We start from the raw sequence: 18,319 nt of genomic DNA, 5'->3' as shown, positions 1-18,319 counted from the left end.
TTGGGGCGACCTTAAAGCAAATCTCCCATGTGGAGAGCACCATGCATAACATAGCGGCCCTTGCGGAAGAGCAGGCGGCGTCGAGTGAGGAGATGGCCTCTGGCATAGATCAGGTCACTAAGGGGACACTTGAGACGGCGGAGATACTGGAGGGAGTGAAGAGAGGCAGCGACGATACGGCACTTGCTTCGGAGCAGGTAGCGCAAGAGGCTCAGAACCTCTCGTCCGGTGCCGAACGGCTCAACGCGATTGTTGGGCAGTTCCGGGTAGAAGAACAAACCTCGTTCATGACGCCGGTGGTGTCGTAGCAGTGACGGCGTTTTTTGTCGTATCTGGGCCGACGTGCTGTGAGTTGGTGGTGAGAGCGACAGGATAGAGAAAAGAGTAGTGGGTGAGAGGGTGGCACGGTATTCTAACGGTGACTTGAGGGGGCTGACGTGGGTCTTTCTCAAGACAGGCCTTCTGGGCTTTGGCGGCGGTTCTGCGATGGCCCCTGTCATCTACAGGGAGGCCGTGGAGCGCCGAGGATGGTTGAACGCAGAGGCCTTTGGCGATATCTTAGCCCTGTCCAATTCCCTTCCAGGCCCTATGGCCCCTCAGATGGCGGCCGTTATAGGCTATCGGGTGGCTGGGGTCATCGGGGTTCTCCTTGCCCTGACGGCGATGATTCTGCCCATGGCGGCCGTCATGGTGGTCGTTACCTCCTGGGTCTTTCAGTCGGCAGGCTCTCAGGCTGATCGTTTGCTCCTCCTTCGTCGGGCCACCGTGGCTGCCTTTCCTCTTGTGGCGGCGATGGTCGCTTCACTTGCCATCCGTATGACTCTCCGCTGTCGGGAGATCATGAGGCCTTCTCACACAATCCTCGTGTTCTCTCTCTCTCTTGGGCTTCTTCTCTTGGGTGTGAACAACGGCTCTTTGATCCTGGCCATGCTCGTCTCGGTTGCGGTGGGGGCGGCCCCGTGGCGTCGCTCCTCCCGGGTGTTTGCCTGGACGGTGGTGGCCTTTTTTTTAGCTACTCACAGTGCCTGGGCTTATTTCTTAGGATTCGGGACGAGCTGGGCCGGATGGGCCAGCCTTACGGCCGTTCTCGTCGCTGGTGGATTGGCGGTGCGGTCGGGATGGGACCACCAGCCCCAGGGAAACTCGGTGCTTCGACCGGTTTTGAGGGACATGGGGCGCCTCTGGATGCTTGTCTTGCTGCTGGGAATTCCTCTGTGTTCTCTCTCGCCTGTCCTTCGATCTGGAACTTTTCTTTTCCTCATCGTGGGTATGGTGTCCGTAGGGCTGGTGACCTTTGGTGGTGGTCCGGCCTTTATCCCGCTGGCGATGGATCTTTTGGCTGGGCCGTCATCATCCATCGTTCTCTACGCCAGAGAGCGGTTTATGCAGTATGTGGCTCTGGTGGGGGCTCTGCCCTCCCCGATGGTCACCAAGATCGCCGCCGTATCGGGTTGGGACATGGTTCGAGCGTTGAGTGGGCAAGCTCCAGAACTCGGCGGTGCGATAGGCCCCCTGTTCGAAACGGCCCCCTCGACGGGTACGTTGTGGGCGCTTATTGGGGCTCTTGTCATGGTTGTGGCCATGACCCTTCCTGCCACGACGAACGCTGTTGTTGCCTTTGCCTGTCTGGACAGCATCAAAAAATCTCCGGCGCTGGGAGCTACCACCCGCTTTATCCTCCCCTTGTTGACGGCTGTTTTTCTGACGGTCTGGTGGACCTTCATGCGTGAATCGGCCGTGACGATGGCATCTCTCTCTACCCAGACGAAGATCTCGGCATGGTGTCATACCGTGGGACTCTTTGGGGCCTTCTTCGTTGCCCAGGCGAGCGGTCGAGTGCCGCCCCTGGTCATGGTAGTCTCCGCTTTAACCTATGGCTTTGCCGTCCTGTAGTTCTTGGGAAGTTGACGAGCCATCTGGAAGGGGGTTGGTCTTGACATCTGTCCAGAATTGGTCAAAAATAATACCATAGAAAAGTAGTGTGTTTATATTATTAAGAAGGTGTGTGGAGTAATGAAAAAAAATTCAAGTCGTGTGCTGTCTCTGTGGGGTGCCATCCTTGTTTTGGGAGTCTCGCCTTTGTGGGCGGTGCAAAACATTCCGCTGGATCAGACGGTGGAGATGGCCCTTCAGGCTAACCCGGAAGTACAGGCACGCTGGCACGTATTTCACGCAGCTACCTACGGGCGTGAGGCAGCCAAGGCTGGCTACCGTCCCAAACTGGCTCTGAGAGCTGGTGTTGGTCGCGACAACCTGGATGGTCCGGGATATGCCGGTCGTCAGATGCATAGCTACAACAGAAGCGGCGTATTTTTGTCTCTGAGCCAGATGATCTACGACGGCGGAGTGACGAAAAACGAAGTTCGCAGGATGGACCACACGATGAAGATGCGGTACTTCGAGTTGTTAGACGTCATGGAGGTCGTCGCTCTCGGCGCTATCAGAGGGCATGAGGATGTTCTCCGTTACACCTCCATGGTCGAACTGGCGAGGGAAAACCTGGAGCGGCATCACGCCCTCATGGACAGGGTAATCCGCAGAGAGACGGCCGGTGTTGGCAGTGCCGTTGACCTTGAGACGGCCAAAGGGCGTCTCGCCCTGGCCCGGGTCAATCTTGCCACGGAACTCAGCAACCTTCACGATGCCAGAAGCCAGTATCTTCGTATCGTGGGGAAAATGCCCGGAGAGTTTCTCAAACACACTGAATTGAACTTAGATATGTCGTTTAAACTTGAGGATGCAGGAGATCGTGCTCTTGAGACCAGCCCAAAGGTCTTTGCTGCCTGTGAACATGAGTTGTCCACCCTCTACGCCCTGAAGGCGAAAAAAGGTGCCCTCTCGCCCCGACTGGACTTTCGGGCCAGTGGAAGCCTGGAGGACGACGTGGACGGAACCCGGGGTCGTCGTGATAAAGCAATGGCGGAGCTTGTCCTGAGCTACAACATCTACGACGGTGGTCGTGATCGGGAGGAAATTCGCCGGTTTGACCAGCTTCACGAGGAGGCTAAAGCCCATCTGAAAAAAGCCCGATGGGACGTTCGGCAGGCGGCGAGTATCGCTTACAACGACGTTATCTCTCTTCAAAAGAAGCTCCCCTTGCTGGAACAACATAAAAAATCCGCCGAAGCCATGCGCAAGGCCTATGCTATCCAGTTTGAGGTGGGGCGTAGAAGCCTTCTGGATCTCTTGGATGCCGAAAACGAGGCCTTCCAGGCGCAGCGTTCCTACTCGAACGCCGTAACAAACCTGAACCTCGCGAAAGCCCAGTTTCTTTCGGAACAGGGGCTCCTCCTCCGGGCGCTGTCGGTGCAGCGAGATGATGTTCCAACACCTGAAGAGCTGGGCCTGAAGGCCAGATCCAGTGGGGAGGGCCATGGGGAGAGCTAGGTAATGACGTTTGACGGGCATGGGGGCGACCTGGCCTCTTGTCTGGTCTATCTGGCCCGGTATCATGGACAGACCGTATCTCGGGATGCTTTGCTCTCGGGGATTCCGTTGGAGAACGGTGCCCTGAACCCCTTGGGTGCTCTGCGTGCGGCCGAACGTGTCGGCCTGGCCGGGCGGGTTGTCAGGGCCCCGCTGGAGAAGCTTAATCCTCTGCTTTTTCCGGCGGTTCTGGTCCTGTCCGACGAGAGAGCCTGTGTTCTCGTTTCTTTGGATCTCCAGGAGGGGAGCGTCGGAGTGGTGACCCCGGAGATAGACTCGGTCACGTGTCTCTCTCTGGACGATCTTCGGGAGGAGTATGCAGGCTATTGTCTCTATTTTCGGCCTATCTTTCAGTTTGACGAACGAGCACCTGTAACCCTGGCTCCTCGGGAGGGACATTGGTTCTGGAGTGCCATCTCAGCCGGCAAGGGGCTGTATCGTGACGTCCTTTTGGCATCGATGATCAGCAACCTCTTTGCCCTGGCGATGCCTCTGTTCACGATGAACGTCTATAACAGGATCATCCCGAACAGGGCCATGGAATCCATGACAGTTCTGGCAATTGGGGTGGGCGTCATGCTCACGGCCGACTGGGGGCTTCGATTGGCCCGCTCCGTCCTCGTGGATGGTGCGGCGGCTCGAACAAACGTCGTCCTCTCCCGGCGGCTTATGGAACACATCCTGGACCTTCGGTCCGAGGAGCGTCCCCCCTCTGTGGGGTCCTTTGCCAATAGCGTTCAGGGGTTCGAGGCGGTGCGCAGCTTTATCTCCTCAGCCACGATCTTTTCCTTTGTCGATCTGCCTTTTGCCCTGTTTTTCTTCGCGATGGTCGCCCTCATCGCCTGGCCTCTTGCGGTCCCAATGGCGGTGGGCTGTCTTCTGACCGTCCTTCACGCCGTGATCGTTCAGGGACGAATGAGAGACCTGGCCGAGACCACGCAACGGGCCTCTGCCATGAAAAACGCCACGCTCGTTGAAAGCCTTCTTTCCATGGAGGCCGTCAAGGCTGCCGGAGCTGAAAGCCTGATTCAGGGGCGATGGGAGCGGGCTGTTGACTTTTTAGAACGGGCGGGCGTCAGAACCAAACGCCTTTCATCGTCCGTCGTCAGCGGCTTTCAGTGGGTTCAGCAGATAGTGTCGGTCGTCACCATGGTGGTGGGCGTGAGCCTGGTGCTTCGTCAGTCTCTGAGCATGGGGGCCCTTATAGCCGCCTACATGCTGACCTCCCGGGGCATGGCTCCGGTGGGCCGTCTGGCGTCACTGCTTATTCAATACTCCTCGGCCTCCCGCTCTCTGGCCGCTCTCGACGGCATCATGGCCAAGGAGACCGAGCGTCAGGGAACCTTCGTCTCCCGCGTGCCCTTCAAGGGCGAGATAACTTTTGACGGCGTGACCTTCTCCTATCCCGGTGAGGAATCGGCCACACTCAGGGACGTGTCCTTTCGGATCGAGCCCGGAGAAAAAGTGGCCCTCTTGGGGCCGCTGGGTTCGGGAAAAACGACCATAGCCCGACTTGTCCTGGGACTCTACCGTCCCCAGGAAGGTGCGGTACTCCTGGACGGTGTGGACATCCGCCAGATCGACCCGGCGGAGCTCAGAAGATCCCTGGGCACCGTCCTTCAGGAGCCGCCACTCTTCTTCGGCAGTCTGAGAGACAACATCCTCTTCGGCCATCCTCCCGTGGGGGATGAAGCCCTTCTGAAAGCCGCTCGGATCGCTGGGGTGGAGGCTTTTGCCAGACAACATCCCCAGGGGCTGAACATGCCCGTTGGGGAACGTGGTACCCGGCTTTCCAGCGGTCAAAGGCAGTGTGTAGCGCTCTCGAGGGCCGTCCTTGGCGATCCTCCAGTGCTTTTGCTCGACGAGCCCACGGCCTCCATGGATAACCGAAGCGAAGCGCAGATCAGAAAAAACCTGGCTGAATACGCCCGGGACAAGACGATCATCCTCATCACCCATAAAATGGCTCTTCTGGAGCTGGTGGATCGGATACTCGTCATGGACCGGGGGCAGATCGTTGCCGATGGTCCCAAGGAGACGGTCCTCCAGAATCTGCGCTCCGGTGCCGTTAAAAGGAGCGGCTGAGATGTTTCATCCTGGCAAAGAAGACGGATTCCGAAGCATCGGAACCGCCATAGATCATATAGAAAAAGGAAGCCGAGCCATCGTTGATCCCCTACTGCCGGGGTCATCGGTATCGGCGGTTGATCGAGGCTGGGAGACAGACGCCCGACTCGCCATGGAGGGACAGTCTCCCAAAAAATCCAGAGCCATCATCTACACCATTACGGGAACCTTTGCGGCCCTGTTTTTATGGGCCGGAGTCTCTCCTCTGGACGAGGTCGTTCGGGGCACGGGGAAGGTCATCCCCTCGGGGGGGACTCAGGTGGTCCAATCGGTGGACGGCGGCATGGTGGAGGCCGTGTTGGTTCGGGAATCGGACCGGGTAGCCAAAGGACAGATTCTGGTTCAGGTGGACCCCACCCGATCTGGCTCGGCCCTTGGTCAGCAGGAGGCAAAAATGCAGACCCTCACCGCCAAGGCTGCCAGATTGCGGGCCTTGAGCCGGGGGGAGCCTTTTACACCTTCTGATGAGCTCATCCGGGCCATCCCGGACATCGTAGACCAGGAACGTCGGCTCTATTGGGCCAGCCTTGAGGAGTTGGCGTCCAAAATACAGGTCATCCAGGATCAGGCCGACCAGCGACGTCACGAACTGAGCGAGGCCCGTGCTCGTTACGCTCAGATGAGCAGGGCTTTCGACCTGGCAAAGCAGGAACTGGAACTCACCAAACCTCTGCTCAAATCCGGAGCTGTTCCCAAAGTGGACGTCATGCGCCTGGAGCGTGATCTCGCACGCTCTCGGGGGGAGCGAGCTCAGGCGGGAGCTCAGGCGAGCCGGGCCAGGGAGGCCATGGAGGAAAGCAAAAGCCAGATTCGGGAGACAGAACTCAGATTTCGCAACCAATGGCGAAACGAACTGACAGCGACCATGGGCGAGATGGAAAGCCTGAGTCGGGGCAACCAGGCCCTGGCAGACCGACTGATTCACTCTGCCATCCGGTCGCCTATTCAGGGCATCGTCAAGCGCCTCACCGTCAACACCACCGGTGCCGTCATCATGCCCGGCGGTGTTGTCGCCGAGATTGTGCCGGAGGACGACGCTCTGGTGGTCGAAGCCCATCTGGCCCCTAAGGATCGAGCGTTCGTCCAAAAGGGACAGGCGGCCACGGTCAAGTTTACAGCTTATGAATACGCAATATACGGTGGATTGGACGGTCGTGTCGCCTCCATAACGCCCGATACCGTCTCAGACCAGCGAGGCGGAACCTTCTATCAGGTGCGTATCGTGACCGACAAGACAGAATTCGGGGATGACCTGCCCATATTACCTGGTATGGTCGCCCAGGTTGACATCGTAACGGGGAAAAAGACAGTCTTGGCCTATCTTCTCAAACCCCTGCTTCGTGCCAGAGCGGGTGCATTGCGAGAGAGATAATCATCGGCCTTAAACGGCACGAAGAAATAACGAGGAGGATTTTATCATCATGGCGACAATTACTCTGAGAATCGTAGACATCCAAGGCGAAGTTATCGTTCGTGCGGTAGATGGCTCCGTCCGGCAACTCAAGATCGGAGACGTTCTGGACGAGGGAGAACTCATCATCACCAGATCGGGGCGTGTCTTGGTGGAAGACACCCAAGGTCAGGCACAGTGGATCGAGGCCAATCAGGTCGTCCTTGTGGCCTCCGAGACCCCCGAAGAGCTGAACGACCTGATCTTGGCCGAGCAGCAGCTTGCGGAAGGCAATCCTGAGTTTCCGCAGGACGGGCCGTCCATACGGGGACACGGGTTCGTCAAGCTCCCCAAAATGAACTCGCTCTATGCCCTGAACCTCTCGGACCCCGACAATATCGGCCGGGACGAGAACACGCTGCTTCAGCTCACGGGACGCCACACCGTCAACCCCAGAATCGGGTACGACTACACGGTGAATCCTCCGTACCACGACGCTCTGAGGGTGGACGAACCACGTCGCCCAGACGTGGATATGCGCAGCCCCGAACCCTGGCCGCCGGAGAACCGGCTGCCGGACTACGAGCCCGATACTCCCTCATACGACAGACCGGAGCCTGTGAACCCGCCCGAACCTCCGACTCCAGACATAGATACCGACACGGGAGACGACACTCCTGCTCCTGATTCGAAACCCGGAGGCGGCGGGTACTTCGGTGGGGGCTCCAGCGGCGGTAGCGACCCGACGCCTCCGCCCCCAGCACCGACCATCGGCGTCGCTCCAGATACCGACCACGTGAGTCCCGGAGCACCGGACGAAGGCGCTGATGACGGAGACCCGAACACCTCCGTCATACTCGGCAACGTGACGGGCAACGACACCCCCGCTGAGGCCGGTAACACCATCGACGTGATCGGCGTGGCGGCGGGGGCGACAGGCGCTAATGCTGATACCGGTGTGGGAACGCAGATCACCGGTGACTACGGCACCGTCACCATAAACGCGGACGGGTCGTACACCTATGTTCTGGACAACGCCAACCCCGACGTTAGCTCTCTCCCTTCTGATGGTACTCTGAACGACGTCTTCACCTACACGGTCACGGACGAGAGCGGAGAGATAAAACACACGACCCTCACGATCAACATCACGGGTGAGAACCAGCCACCCCAGGCTAATCCCGATACGAATGCCGTCGGAGAGGACGGGCCGCCTGTAACCGGTACCCTGATCCCCAACGACACCGACCCCGAAGGGGACGGTCTGACGGTCGTGGGGATTGAAGCGGGAGACACGGGGGTGGACAACACGGGAGGTATCGGAACCGTTATCGGCACCTATGGTACCGTGACGGTGAACCCCGACGGAACCTATACGTACACGCCGAACGACGCCGCCGAGAAACTGGCGGCAGGTGAGTCCGACACCGACGTTTTCACCTATACCATCTCCGACGGTCAGGGAGGCACGTCTCACACGACCCTGACCATAACGGTGACCGGGACCAACGACGGCGTCACCATCCTCCCTGGTGGGGACACGGGTATTGTGACCGAGTTTGCTTGGGACGACCCTCTTGAGGGGACTGGCGCTCATGCGAGCTCCGGTACCCTGGAGTTCACTGACGCCGACCTCTCCGACGCTCATACGATAACAACCGTGCCCGCAGCAAGCGGCTACCTCGGTAACTTCGTACCTGTGGTCAACCAGATCACCAACGAGGTCGAATGGCAATTTACCGTGAACGACGCTGAGTTGAACCACCTTAAAGAGGGCGAGACCCTGACCCAGGTGTATACGGTGACGGTCGACGACGGACACGGTGGTACGTCTTCAAAAGACGTAACGGTCACCATCCATGGCGCGAACGAGGCACCGGAGGCACTCGCTGACTCCATCGTGACGACATCAGGCACAGCTGAGGGCAACGTGTTGAACAACGACTCGGATATCGACGGTGCTCATGAGGACCTGACCGTCACGAGGTTCACGGTGGACGGGATGGGCGGAACGTTTTTCCCCGGCGGGACACTCGACGTAAAAGAAGGAGCAGACACCATCGGCACCCTGTCGATAAGCCCAGATGGTTCATATACTTTTACCGCAGCTCATAACTACCACGGTACGGTGCCAAACATCAACTACACCATACAGGACGAACACGGTGCTGAGGATACCGCGATACTCAAGATATCGGTGCCGGACATCAACGCTCCGTTGCTGGATTTGAACTCCCCCGCCTCGGCCTCTGACCCCGATACCGCGTGGGCGGCCTCCTACACTGAGGACGGTTCACCCGTTTCCATCGCCGACGTCGATATGGGGATAAACACTAACGGCGGCGGTGGGATAGAAAAAGCCACCATCACCCTGACCAACCCACAGGTCGGCGATCTGTTAGATACATCCGGGATCCCAGCTGGCTTCGACGTGTCGGTATCGGGCAACACCATCACCATAACAGTTTCCGGTGGAGGTACGTTGCCCGTTGGGGACTTCCAGGAGGCCATCAAGGCCATCACGTTTGAGACCGACAGCGACAATCCCAACACCGACGTGGACCGGATCATCGAGGTCCAGGTGGAGGACAGTAACTCAGCGAGCAACGTGGCTATCAGCACCATTACGGTCGCTGCTGCCAACGACGCGCCGACCATAGACGTAGGTAACGACACCGGTACCGTCATCGAGGCTGGGCATCTGGACGACGGCGTCACGGTCGTTCCGGGAACAGCGAGCGTCTCCGGTAACCTTAATGCCACGGACCCGGACAACGGGGATACCCAGACGTGGTCCATTCAGGGCTCGACCGCCGGGACCTACGGTGCCATAACCATAGACCCGGGCACCGGTGCCTGGGAGTACATTCTGAACAATGAAAATTCCGCTACCCAGGCTTTAAAGGAGGGCGAGACCAGGACCGAGACCTTCACGGCGGTCGTGACAGACAGTGCCGGAGCTACGGACACGCAGGAGGTCACGATCACGGTTCACGGTACCAACGACGCCCCGCAGGTGACCTCGGGAGTGGACGCGAGGGAAGGAAACGTGCGTGAAGACGGTACGCAGGTCGCGACCGGTACCCTGACCTCCAGCGACGTGGACGTGGATACAAGCGCTGCTAACCACGGGTCCACGTGGTCGCTGGATACCACGTCGGGGACGTATGGGGACATAACAATCGACCCCGACACTGGGCAGTGGACCTACACGCTGGACAACGATAGCTCTGCGGTGCAGGGTTTAAGGACCGGCGAGACCAGAACCGAGACCTTCACTGCCACCATCACGGACGACAAGGGCGCCATAGCGACCGAGACCATAACCGTGAGGGTAGCGGGGAGGGACGACGCTCCAGTGGTCCGTCCCGACACCGATGCTGTGACAGAGGACGTCAAGCTGAGTACCACCGGCAACGTCATTACGGGCTCAGATGCTTCAAGTGCCGACACTGACGTGGATGCCGGGGCGACACTTGCGGTAAGTGGCATCGCCCTTGGTACCGTACCCTCGACTGCTCAGAACGTGCCCGGTGGGACGAACAGCGGGAGCGGCACGGTCGTAAACGGCACCTACGGAACACTGTCCATAGGCGCCGACGGAAGCTATTCCTACACGCTGAACAACGCCTCGGACGCTGTGCAGAACATTGCGAAGGGCGAGGTCCCTCAAGAGATTTTCACCTACACGGTGACGGACGACGACGGTATAGCCAGAAGCACGACTCTGACCATCGACGTCTCTGGACGAAACGACCAGCCGGAGATCACGGTTAGTACGGGGGACACCGATTCGGCGGCGCATGACGAGACCTCAGACGAGATATCCCTGAGCGGCACTCTTTCGGTCTCCGATGCCGACATATCCGACACCGTGAGCATAAACATAGAAAACGTATCGACTAACGCCTCCGCCATCCTGGACGGGGAAGGTTATCCTGGAGGACTCACGGAAGGACAGTTCAACGACATGCTTCAGTCCATGCTCACCTTTGCCTCCTCTCAGGTGATAGACGGCTCAAGCACCGAGGGAGCCCACGCCATCGAGTGGGAGTTCAACACGACCACCGGAGGCAGCACCGTTCCCTTTGACTTCGTGCCTGCCGGTGAAGACCTCGTCATAACCTATACGGTAAAGGCGACGGACAGCAGCGGACAGGGCGACACTGTAAGCAACGGGAACGAGGTCGACAACGACATCCACACCATCACCATCACCATTCACGGCACCAACGACCAGGGTGTCCTGGCTGAGGCCATCGTCACATCTGACTTTGAGGATATCGCCCAGACGGGCAATGTCTTCGATGCGGCGACTCCCGACCCCGACGCCGGAGAGGAACTCGCGGTAACGAAGTACACCATCGACGGTATGGGCGGGGAGTTTACCCCGCACGACTCGACCCCCGTCTCCGTCACGAACAGCGACGGGAACACTATAGGAACGCTGCTCTTCAAGGCCGATGGGTCGTATATCTTTACGCCCACTGGCAACTACAGCGGCCCCGTGCCTGAGGTGACCTACACCGCCACGAGTGGACCCAACGAGCTTGGGAGCTCTACTTTGACCTTGTCGGTGAAGCCCGTGGCGGACGCGCCAAATGTGACGGTAGCTGAAGTTGAAACACCAGAGGATACGGACCGTGTACTTGGGCTTAACGCCCCCGTGGTGAACGACACAACAGACCAGAGTACGGACGCTCACACGGATAATCCCGAGAGGATCGGAGCCATTACCCTGACTATCCCGGAAGGCGTCACCCTGAAGGATGGGAGCGGGAATATCCTGGTAACAGGCGGGAGCGGCGGGACCGACTACAGTATCGTCATATCCGATCGTCCACACGTCACCGGTGCGACGGGAGACGCCACCATGACGGTGGCTGAGTACGAAGCTCTTGTCGTAGCGCCTCCGACCGACAGCCACGAGAATTTCTCGATGGGAGTCTCGGTCACGTCATACGAGGTGGACGATAACGGAAACGTTATGAAGGTGAACGAACATGGTCTGTACGACGCTGGTGGTACACCGGTGCCAGGGGCAACGACGAACCAGACCATAGACGTCGATGTGACGGCCGTTACAGACGCAGTGAAGCTTGAGATCACTGAGGATGGCTCGACGTATGAGGACGCTCAGAACGAGGGGGATGCGGTGACGTTCGCGGTCTCCGAGGACTCTGAGTTCGATCTCTCCAGCACCCTGAAAGCCACGTATGGAGACGGCAGTGGAAGTGCGGGAGACGGGGACACCGACGGCAGCGAGCGCCGCTGGATTACCGTGAAGGTTCCGGGTTCCGAGGCGGCAGGAGACCCGGCTCTTATAATCAACGGCACGGAGTACAAGGCTGGAGTGACCTTTACGGCTCCTTATAACGCACCGGGCAACAACCTGAGCACGGACGAGGCGGGCTTCCCCGACATAAAGATCAAGGCGGAGCCGAACTTCAGTGGTGAGATAAAAGGCGTCGAGGTCGTGCTGCACGCACAGGACACCGACGGGGACAGCACCGTCACCACGACCGAGGAGACCGACCCGGTATTCTTAAACTTCACGGTCAACCCCGTTGCCGGTGACGTCACGACCGTCGTCAACGCCGAGGCTACCGAGGACCAGGGGAGAGAGTTCACCGATACGGCAACACAGACGAACCTTGCCGCTGAGGGTATCACATCGGGTCTTAAGTTCCTCGATGGTCTGGATGTCACGGATACAAGCCCTAACGCAAACAACGGCGGCGAAGAGACGCTCGTCAGTATAACTCTCAAGGGAAGCGACATACCCGGGGGCTGGCGAATTTTTGACCCTGCCGGTAACGACGTGACACCTCCGTCTGGTGGTGAGCTCGACATAGACACGGGCGCCTACAAAAACTACATCGCTCTCCCGCCCGCTCATTCAAGTCACGACGTGAGCTTCCCCGTCTCCGTGGTCACCCGGGATACCGTGAACATAGGCGGTAATCCCGTCACGGTGACGAACGACGGACAGGGGACGAACGCTGCTCCCACCGAGGTCACGGTGAACATAGCCGTTACCCCGGTCGCCGAGTTTATAGGTGAGGATAGCGACGGGGACGGTTCAGGCGACCTCTCAATGGTCGGGAATAAGGTGTACAGCACCCCGGCGTATGAGGATACAGTATTTCACCTGAACTCCGATGGTGTGAACCTGACTGAAGGATGGTCAAATCAGGATACGGACGAGACCGTGTACGCGCTGTTTGTTCCAAAGATGTACAACGGAGGAACTGGTAATTACGATATCGCTATTGGATCGGTGTTCTCCTGGAACGGTGGAAGTGCGACGTACCAGGGTGGGGAGACAGACGTCAAGGTGCCCGTTACCGCTCTGGACTCCCTTAAGTTCACGGCTCCGCCGGGTGCAGCAGGACAGTTTGAGATTGACGTGAAGGCTCTGTCCAGGGACGTGGACGAGGACGACCCTAGCGTGGTGGTCGAGAAGATCTCCGAGCCCGTAAGTCAGCTGACCAACCTCATCGTCAACCCCGTGCCCAACCCGGTAACGCTTGGGGTCTCTCAGGCCAGAGGACTGGAGGACGAGGTTATACCGCTCGACGTGAGGCCTCAGACCACGGACCCCGATGAAACCTTCAACATCAGGATCGGAAATATTCCTGGTGGAGCGCAAATTCTTTACGATTACGGAGATGGCAATGGACCTGTTCCTGTAGGGGCAAGTCCGGGAGGGTATGTCCAGATTGACAACTACGAGCCGGGAAATCTTTATGTTCAACCGCCGTCCCAGAGTAACGATGATTTTGAGTTAAGCATAAAATCCCAGGTGGTCGATAAGGCTACTACCGAGGGCGGAGAGATCACCCAGGAGAGCGATTTTGACACTGCGGTCCCCAGGGACCTGTTCGTGCAGGTTCAGGGCGTGGCTGACGACGCCGCGTTGGTAGTCGACTCTTCCCACGAGGAGGCGGAGGCTCTGATGGATCAAGGCGGCGGTGGTATGTCGCTGAACCGGGTCATCACCTCCATTACCCTCTCGGATCAGGACGGCTCCGAATCCGCCACCCTCATCATATCCGGCCTTGAGGACGGCTTCATGGTCCAGGGCGGGAGCTTCGTCGGTGGTACCGGTACCAACAGGCAGTGGATGGTGTCGGCTGACTCCCTTGCGGACGGCAGTGCGAAGGTCGTCGTACCCCAGAATTTCAACGGGAAAGTGGACTTCAACGCGAAAGTCGTCACCACGGAGAGTGATGGAGACGCCAACCCCGACGCGTCGGGGAACGCCCCCACTCCGGTATCGTTCACCGTCACACCCAGTCCCGAGGCCGAGATGCACACGAGCGTATCGGGTGACGAGGATACCTGGGTGAAGATGGACTTTGGCACGATACATAAAAATGGTGATACCGATGAAGTAGTGAGCAAGGTGCTGATCAGCCAGACCGACATTGACGGCAAGGGGTTGGTCCTGAACATCGGAGACGGCGCCGCAAATCCGCTCACCGCTGTCGGTGGCTACTACGAGGTGAACCAGTCCGACATAGACAATATATTCATCAAGGGCGCGCCAAACGCGACGACCGGGAACGGAGACCCCGATGGGCAGTTTACCTTTGAGGTCAAATACACCGTCACTGACCCCGGGAAAGACGGGGTGGCTGATGGAAGCATTGAAAACACGACCCAGTACACGTTGTCCCTGGCTCCCATAACGGACGAGACCGACACGGCTATCGACACCGGTAGTTTCTCGTCGACGGGCGGAGCGGCGAGCTTTGACGCGCTCACCAAAACCGTCACGGTTACCGGTGAGGACACCTTCTCCCTTGGCGTGGATGTCTCCCAGCAGGCCGATGCTAATGCGTCCACTCCCGGACCCGATACCGACGGGAGCGAGCAGCTCCAGTATTTCATCGTCGACGGCGTACCGGCGGGCGTGTCCATCGATGGCGGTTCGTACATGGGGCACAACCCCGGAGGTGGCGCGGGCGATTTCACCAGCCGGTGGATGGTGCCGGTCTCCGAGGCAGATGGCGCGTTCAACACACAGACGTTGACTCAGAATCTCTCATTCACCATAGACAACTCCAAGGGCATCTTTGATGAGGACAGCTCTCACGAGATCACCGTCACCGCGTACTCAAAAGACGGCCCGGACGAATTGGTCGCGGAGTCGGCGGACACCTTCACGCTTGAGATTCAGGCTATGGCGGGAGGCGGAGGGACCACGGTCCCCGCCATGGTGTCCGCCTCGGGCAAGGATTTCGATATGACCGAGGACGCACAGGTCGCTCTGTCCGACATGGTAAACTTCTCCTTAGACACCAGCGACCCGAATGTCGATCCCAATCCGAAGTTCTCCATCACCCTGAGCGGTTTACCCGAGGGGTGTGTGGTCGAGGGAATGACGAAAACTACGAGTGGCGGGGAGACGATCTGGACGGCGTCAGGTATCGGCAACCAGACCGACCTCGACAACATGCTGGAACACATCTCCATCACACCTCCCGACGACTGGAATGCCAACAACCACGACGGGCAGTTCCACTTCGACGCCGCTATCACGTCGTACACCGACGCGGGAGAACAGCAGTTCGCCGCAGTAGGCGGCGTGGCTCCGTCGGAGTTCACGCCAGCCACGGACGTCTACGACATGGACCTCACAAGCGCTGAGGTCGTGAACGAAGGGGGTAGCGTACCCATCACCATCGACCTGAGCAACGACGCCGATGACTCGCACGCTGTCGTCGTGGACGGCAAGGTGTACGTTCAAATTGACGAACCCGGTATGGGTACTGGCGGTACGTTGACTCATAATGGCGAGACTCTAACGACCGAGAGCGTCAATGGTATAGCGGGCATACCGAATGGAGAGTATTATGTAATAAACGGCATCGATACATCCGCCACGGGCGGCAACGCCCAGTTGAACCTCACCTACACTCCCGAGGCCCACGCATCGGGTAGCTTCAAGGTCCGCTCCTACGTGGAGTCCCACGAGGAGAACGCACCGGGGAACGATAACATGGTCTCCGCCGCAAGCGAACAGACCTTTGAGGTGACGCCTCTAAACAGCGGGTACGACGTCGCCGTGGCTGCCGCTACCGGCAACGAGGATGAGAATATTGTCCTCCAGATCGGCGGTACGGGACTCCTGGACAAGGACGGTTCGGAGTCAGCGGTCTCGGCTACCTTGCAGGGTATACCGGAGGGCTACATAGTCTTCGCCGGGCCGGACGCAAGCAGTCCGATGGCCAACAACATAGGCGACGGAAAGTGGGAGCTCCCGCTGGACGACGAGGGCAAGTTACCTGAATACATAGCGGTCAAGGCGCCCGAGAACGTCAGCGGGACGACAGGCAACATCAAGCTCACGGTATTCAGCGGCGAGGCTGGGCAGTGCCCAACGCTTGACGAAAGTACGTTCGACCTCACCATCGTCCCCGTTGCCGATGGCGTAACCATAGAGCCCAACAGCAGTGTGGGACTGGCGAACCAGGATACGTCGCTGAACCTCAACCCGACGATGTTGGATACCGACGGTTCGGAGGTCGCGACGGTCAAAATAACGGGGTTGCAACTGGTCGAGGGAGACATCACGTTTAACACTGGCAGCAGCGGTACCGTGACCTACGACCAGGAATCAGATACGTACACGATAGCGGGGGTCGAGAACGAGGATCTTGGGTCGCTGTCGTTCAACACCCAGTACAACGTCGACAAGAACGTGACGATTGAGGCGTACACGACCGAGGAAGCTAACGGAGACGTCTCTGCACCGGTAACAGCCGAGAACGTACACATCCTCGTCAACGGCGGGGAGACGGCGCCGGAGTTCCCGGACGACGGCGGCAATCCTCCGCCCATCCCACCCGGAGCACCTGGGGCACCGGGAGCTGCACCCATAGCACCCGGTTCGTTTGAAGGTGATGGACAGGAGCCGCTGTTGGCGGGGTTCGATTCGGAGGTTGAGGATCAGGGAAAGGGAGCCCAGGAGATAGGTACTGATCTGGGCGAACCCCAGGAGGCTGAGGGCGAATTTGAGGAGGTAGTCTCAGGTCTTGAGGCTGAACCTTTGGAGGCCGAAGCCAGTGAAGGCTCAGGCTCAGGCTCAGGCTCAGGTGATGTCGATGTCGAGGGTGCTGAGGAGTCTCTGCTTTCAGACTCCGTGGAGCTGCCGGACCTTGGCGGTGAAACCGAAAGTGCAGCAACTCCGCAGGCTGAGGCCGAGACTGCGACGTTCGCAGGAGAAAACGGAACGTTAGAGGGCGACGACGTCCTGGTGGTCGAGGACGTGCTGGATGTAAACAGCGATCTCGATATCCCCATTCTGGACGGTGGAACTTCGGCGTCCGAGCCCGAGCCGGTGATCCTCGATCCCCTGGCCGAGGTGGTCATCCACCAGGAGCTGGAGGATCAGCTGACATAGTGCGTCACCGATGCGGCGGTACTGTCGATATGGCGGCGACGTTTCGAGGGGTTTTTCTGGCTCTGTGTGCTGGATGTTGTTGGTCCAGCCTCAGCCTTATAGGTAAGGTTCTGGCCGAGACGTCGGCCGACATGATCGCCGTGACCATCGTGCGGCTTTCGGTTCTGGTCGTGGGGTGGAGTGTTCTGCTTTTTCTGAGGGATCGGGAGTCTTTGCGGTTTCCGGTAGCTCGCTGCCTGTTTTTGTGGGGAGCTGGTACGGCTTCGGTTCTGTTCAACTACGTGGGCTACTTTCTCTCTCTCTCGTATCTTTCGGTGCCCATGGCCGTGATTCTTCTGTACACGTATCCCTTGTGGACCACTCTGACATCGGGTATCGTCCTTGCGGAGCGGCCAACCCACGTTCAGATCGGGGCGTCCTGCCTCATCGTCGTGGGGGCCGCTACTGCTGTAGGTTCCTCCGTCAAGGGGGGCTGGGGAATGGTTTCTCCTCTGGGAGTTCTGTTGGCTTTGGCTGGTGCCGTAGGTATGGCGTTGTATTCCCTGTTTGGCCGTCTTTCCAGTAGGGGGACGGCCATGACTCAGGGTACTTTTTTTCTGTATTTTCATGCCTTTGCCCTTCTGTCTCTGACGGTCATGGCCCTATTCTCGGGAAGTCTGGAACGACTGATGGCGTTTTCCGCCGCACAGTGGAGCGGAGCCCTGGCCGTTGGGGTCGTCGGCACCTTGATGGGATACGGTCTGTATTTTATGGCTCTTCGGGATATATCCGCGTCGCTGGGAAGCGGCGTCGCCACGGTTGAGCTACTCGCCACTCTGGCACTATCAACATTGCTTTTGGGACAGATTCCGACGTTTTGGGAGATGCTCGGCGGCGGTGTGATCGTCGTCGGTATCGCTTGGGGGCTGTGGGGCGAGATGAGAGCGAGATGTCCCCAGACTCCCGAGTAGTTGCCTCGTTTGATA

7 protein-coding genes are annotated in these 18,319 nt (G+C 58.8%); all 7 read left to right on the top strand.

Annotated features, from left to right (window positions below):
* Window positions 1-41: 41 nt before the first annotated feature.
* The 7 genes from CSA35_08490 (at window position 42) to CSA35_08460 (ending at window position 18,304) form a co-directional block, all read left to right on the top strand.
* Complete coding sequence (locus CSA35_08490; GenBank protein PIE54003.1) at window positions 42-308, top strand: hypothetical protein; 267 nt, start codon at window positions 42-44, stop codon at window positions 306-308.
* A 79-nt stretch (window positions 309-387) separates the two neighbouring features.
* Complete coding sequence (locus CSA35_08485) at window positions 388-1,893, top strand: hypothetical protein (protein ID PIE54002.1); 1,506 nt, start codon at window positions 388-390, stop codon at window positions 1,891-1,893.
* Between the two features lie 120 nt (window positions 1,894-2,013).
* On the top strand, window positions 2,014-3,387 hold the full coding sequence (locus CSA35_08480; GenBank protein PIE54001.1) for a channel protein TolC: 1,374 nt from the start codon (window positions 2,014-2,016) through the stop codon (window positions 3,385-3,387).
* Between the two features lie 3 nt (window positions 3,388-3,390).
* Window positions 3,391-5,511, top strand: a complete 2,121-nt coding sequence (locus CSA35_08475) for a type I secretion system permease/ATPase (GenBank protein ID PIE54000.1) — start codon at window positions 3,391-3,393, stop codon at window positions 5,509-5,511.
* Window positions 5,450-6,925 carry a secretion protein HylD gene (locus tag CSA35_08470; GenBank protein ID PIE53999.1) on the top strand — a complete coding sequence of 492 codons (1,476 nt, stop codon included), beginning with the start codon at window positions 5,450-5,452 and terminating at the stop codon, window positions 6,923-6,925. Before CSA35_08475 ends, CSA35_08470 begins: the two co-directional genes overlap by 62 nt.
* Before the next feature lie 49 nt (window positions 6,926-6,974).
* Window positions 6,975-17,354 (top strand): hypothetical protein, encoded by a 10,380-nt coding sequence (locus CSA35_08465; protein ID PIE53998.1) that lies wholly within the window; start codon window positions 6,975-6,977, stop codon window positions 17,352-17,354.
* On the top strand, window positions 17,354-18,304 hold the full coding sequence (locus tag CSA35_08460) for a hypothetical protein (protein ID PIE53997.1): 951 nt from the start codon (window positions 17,354-17,356) through the stop codon (window positions 18,302-18,304). Before CSA35_08465 ends, CSA35_08460 begins: the two co-directional genes overlap by 1 nt.
* Window positions 18,305-18,319 lie beyond the last annotated feature (15 nt).

It is taken from the genome of Dethiosulfovibrio peptidovorans (assembly GCA_002748665.1).
Classification (GTDB): Bacteria; Synergistota; Synergistia; order Synergistales; family Dethiosulfovibrionaceae; genus Dethiosulfovibrio; species Dethiosulfovibrio peptidovorans_A.
This window is presented reverse-complemented; position numbering and strand designations above follow the sequence as displayed.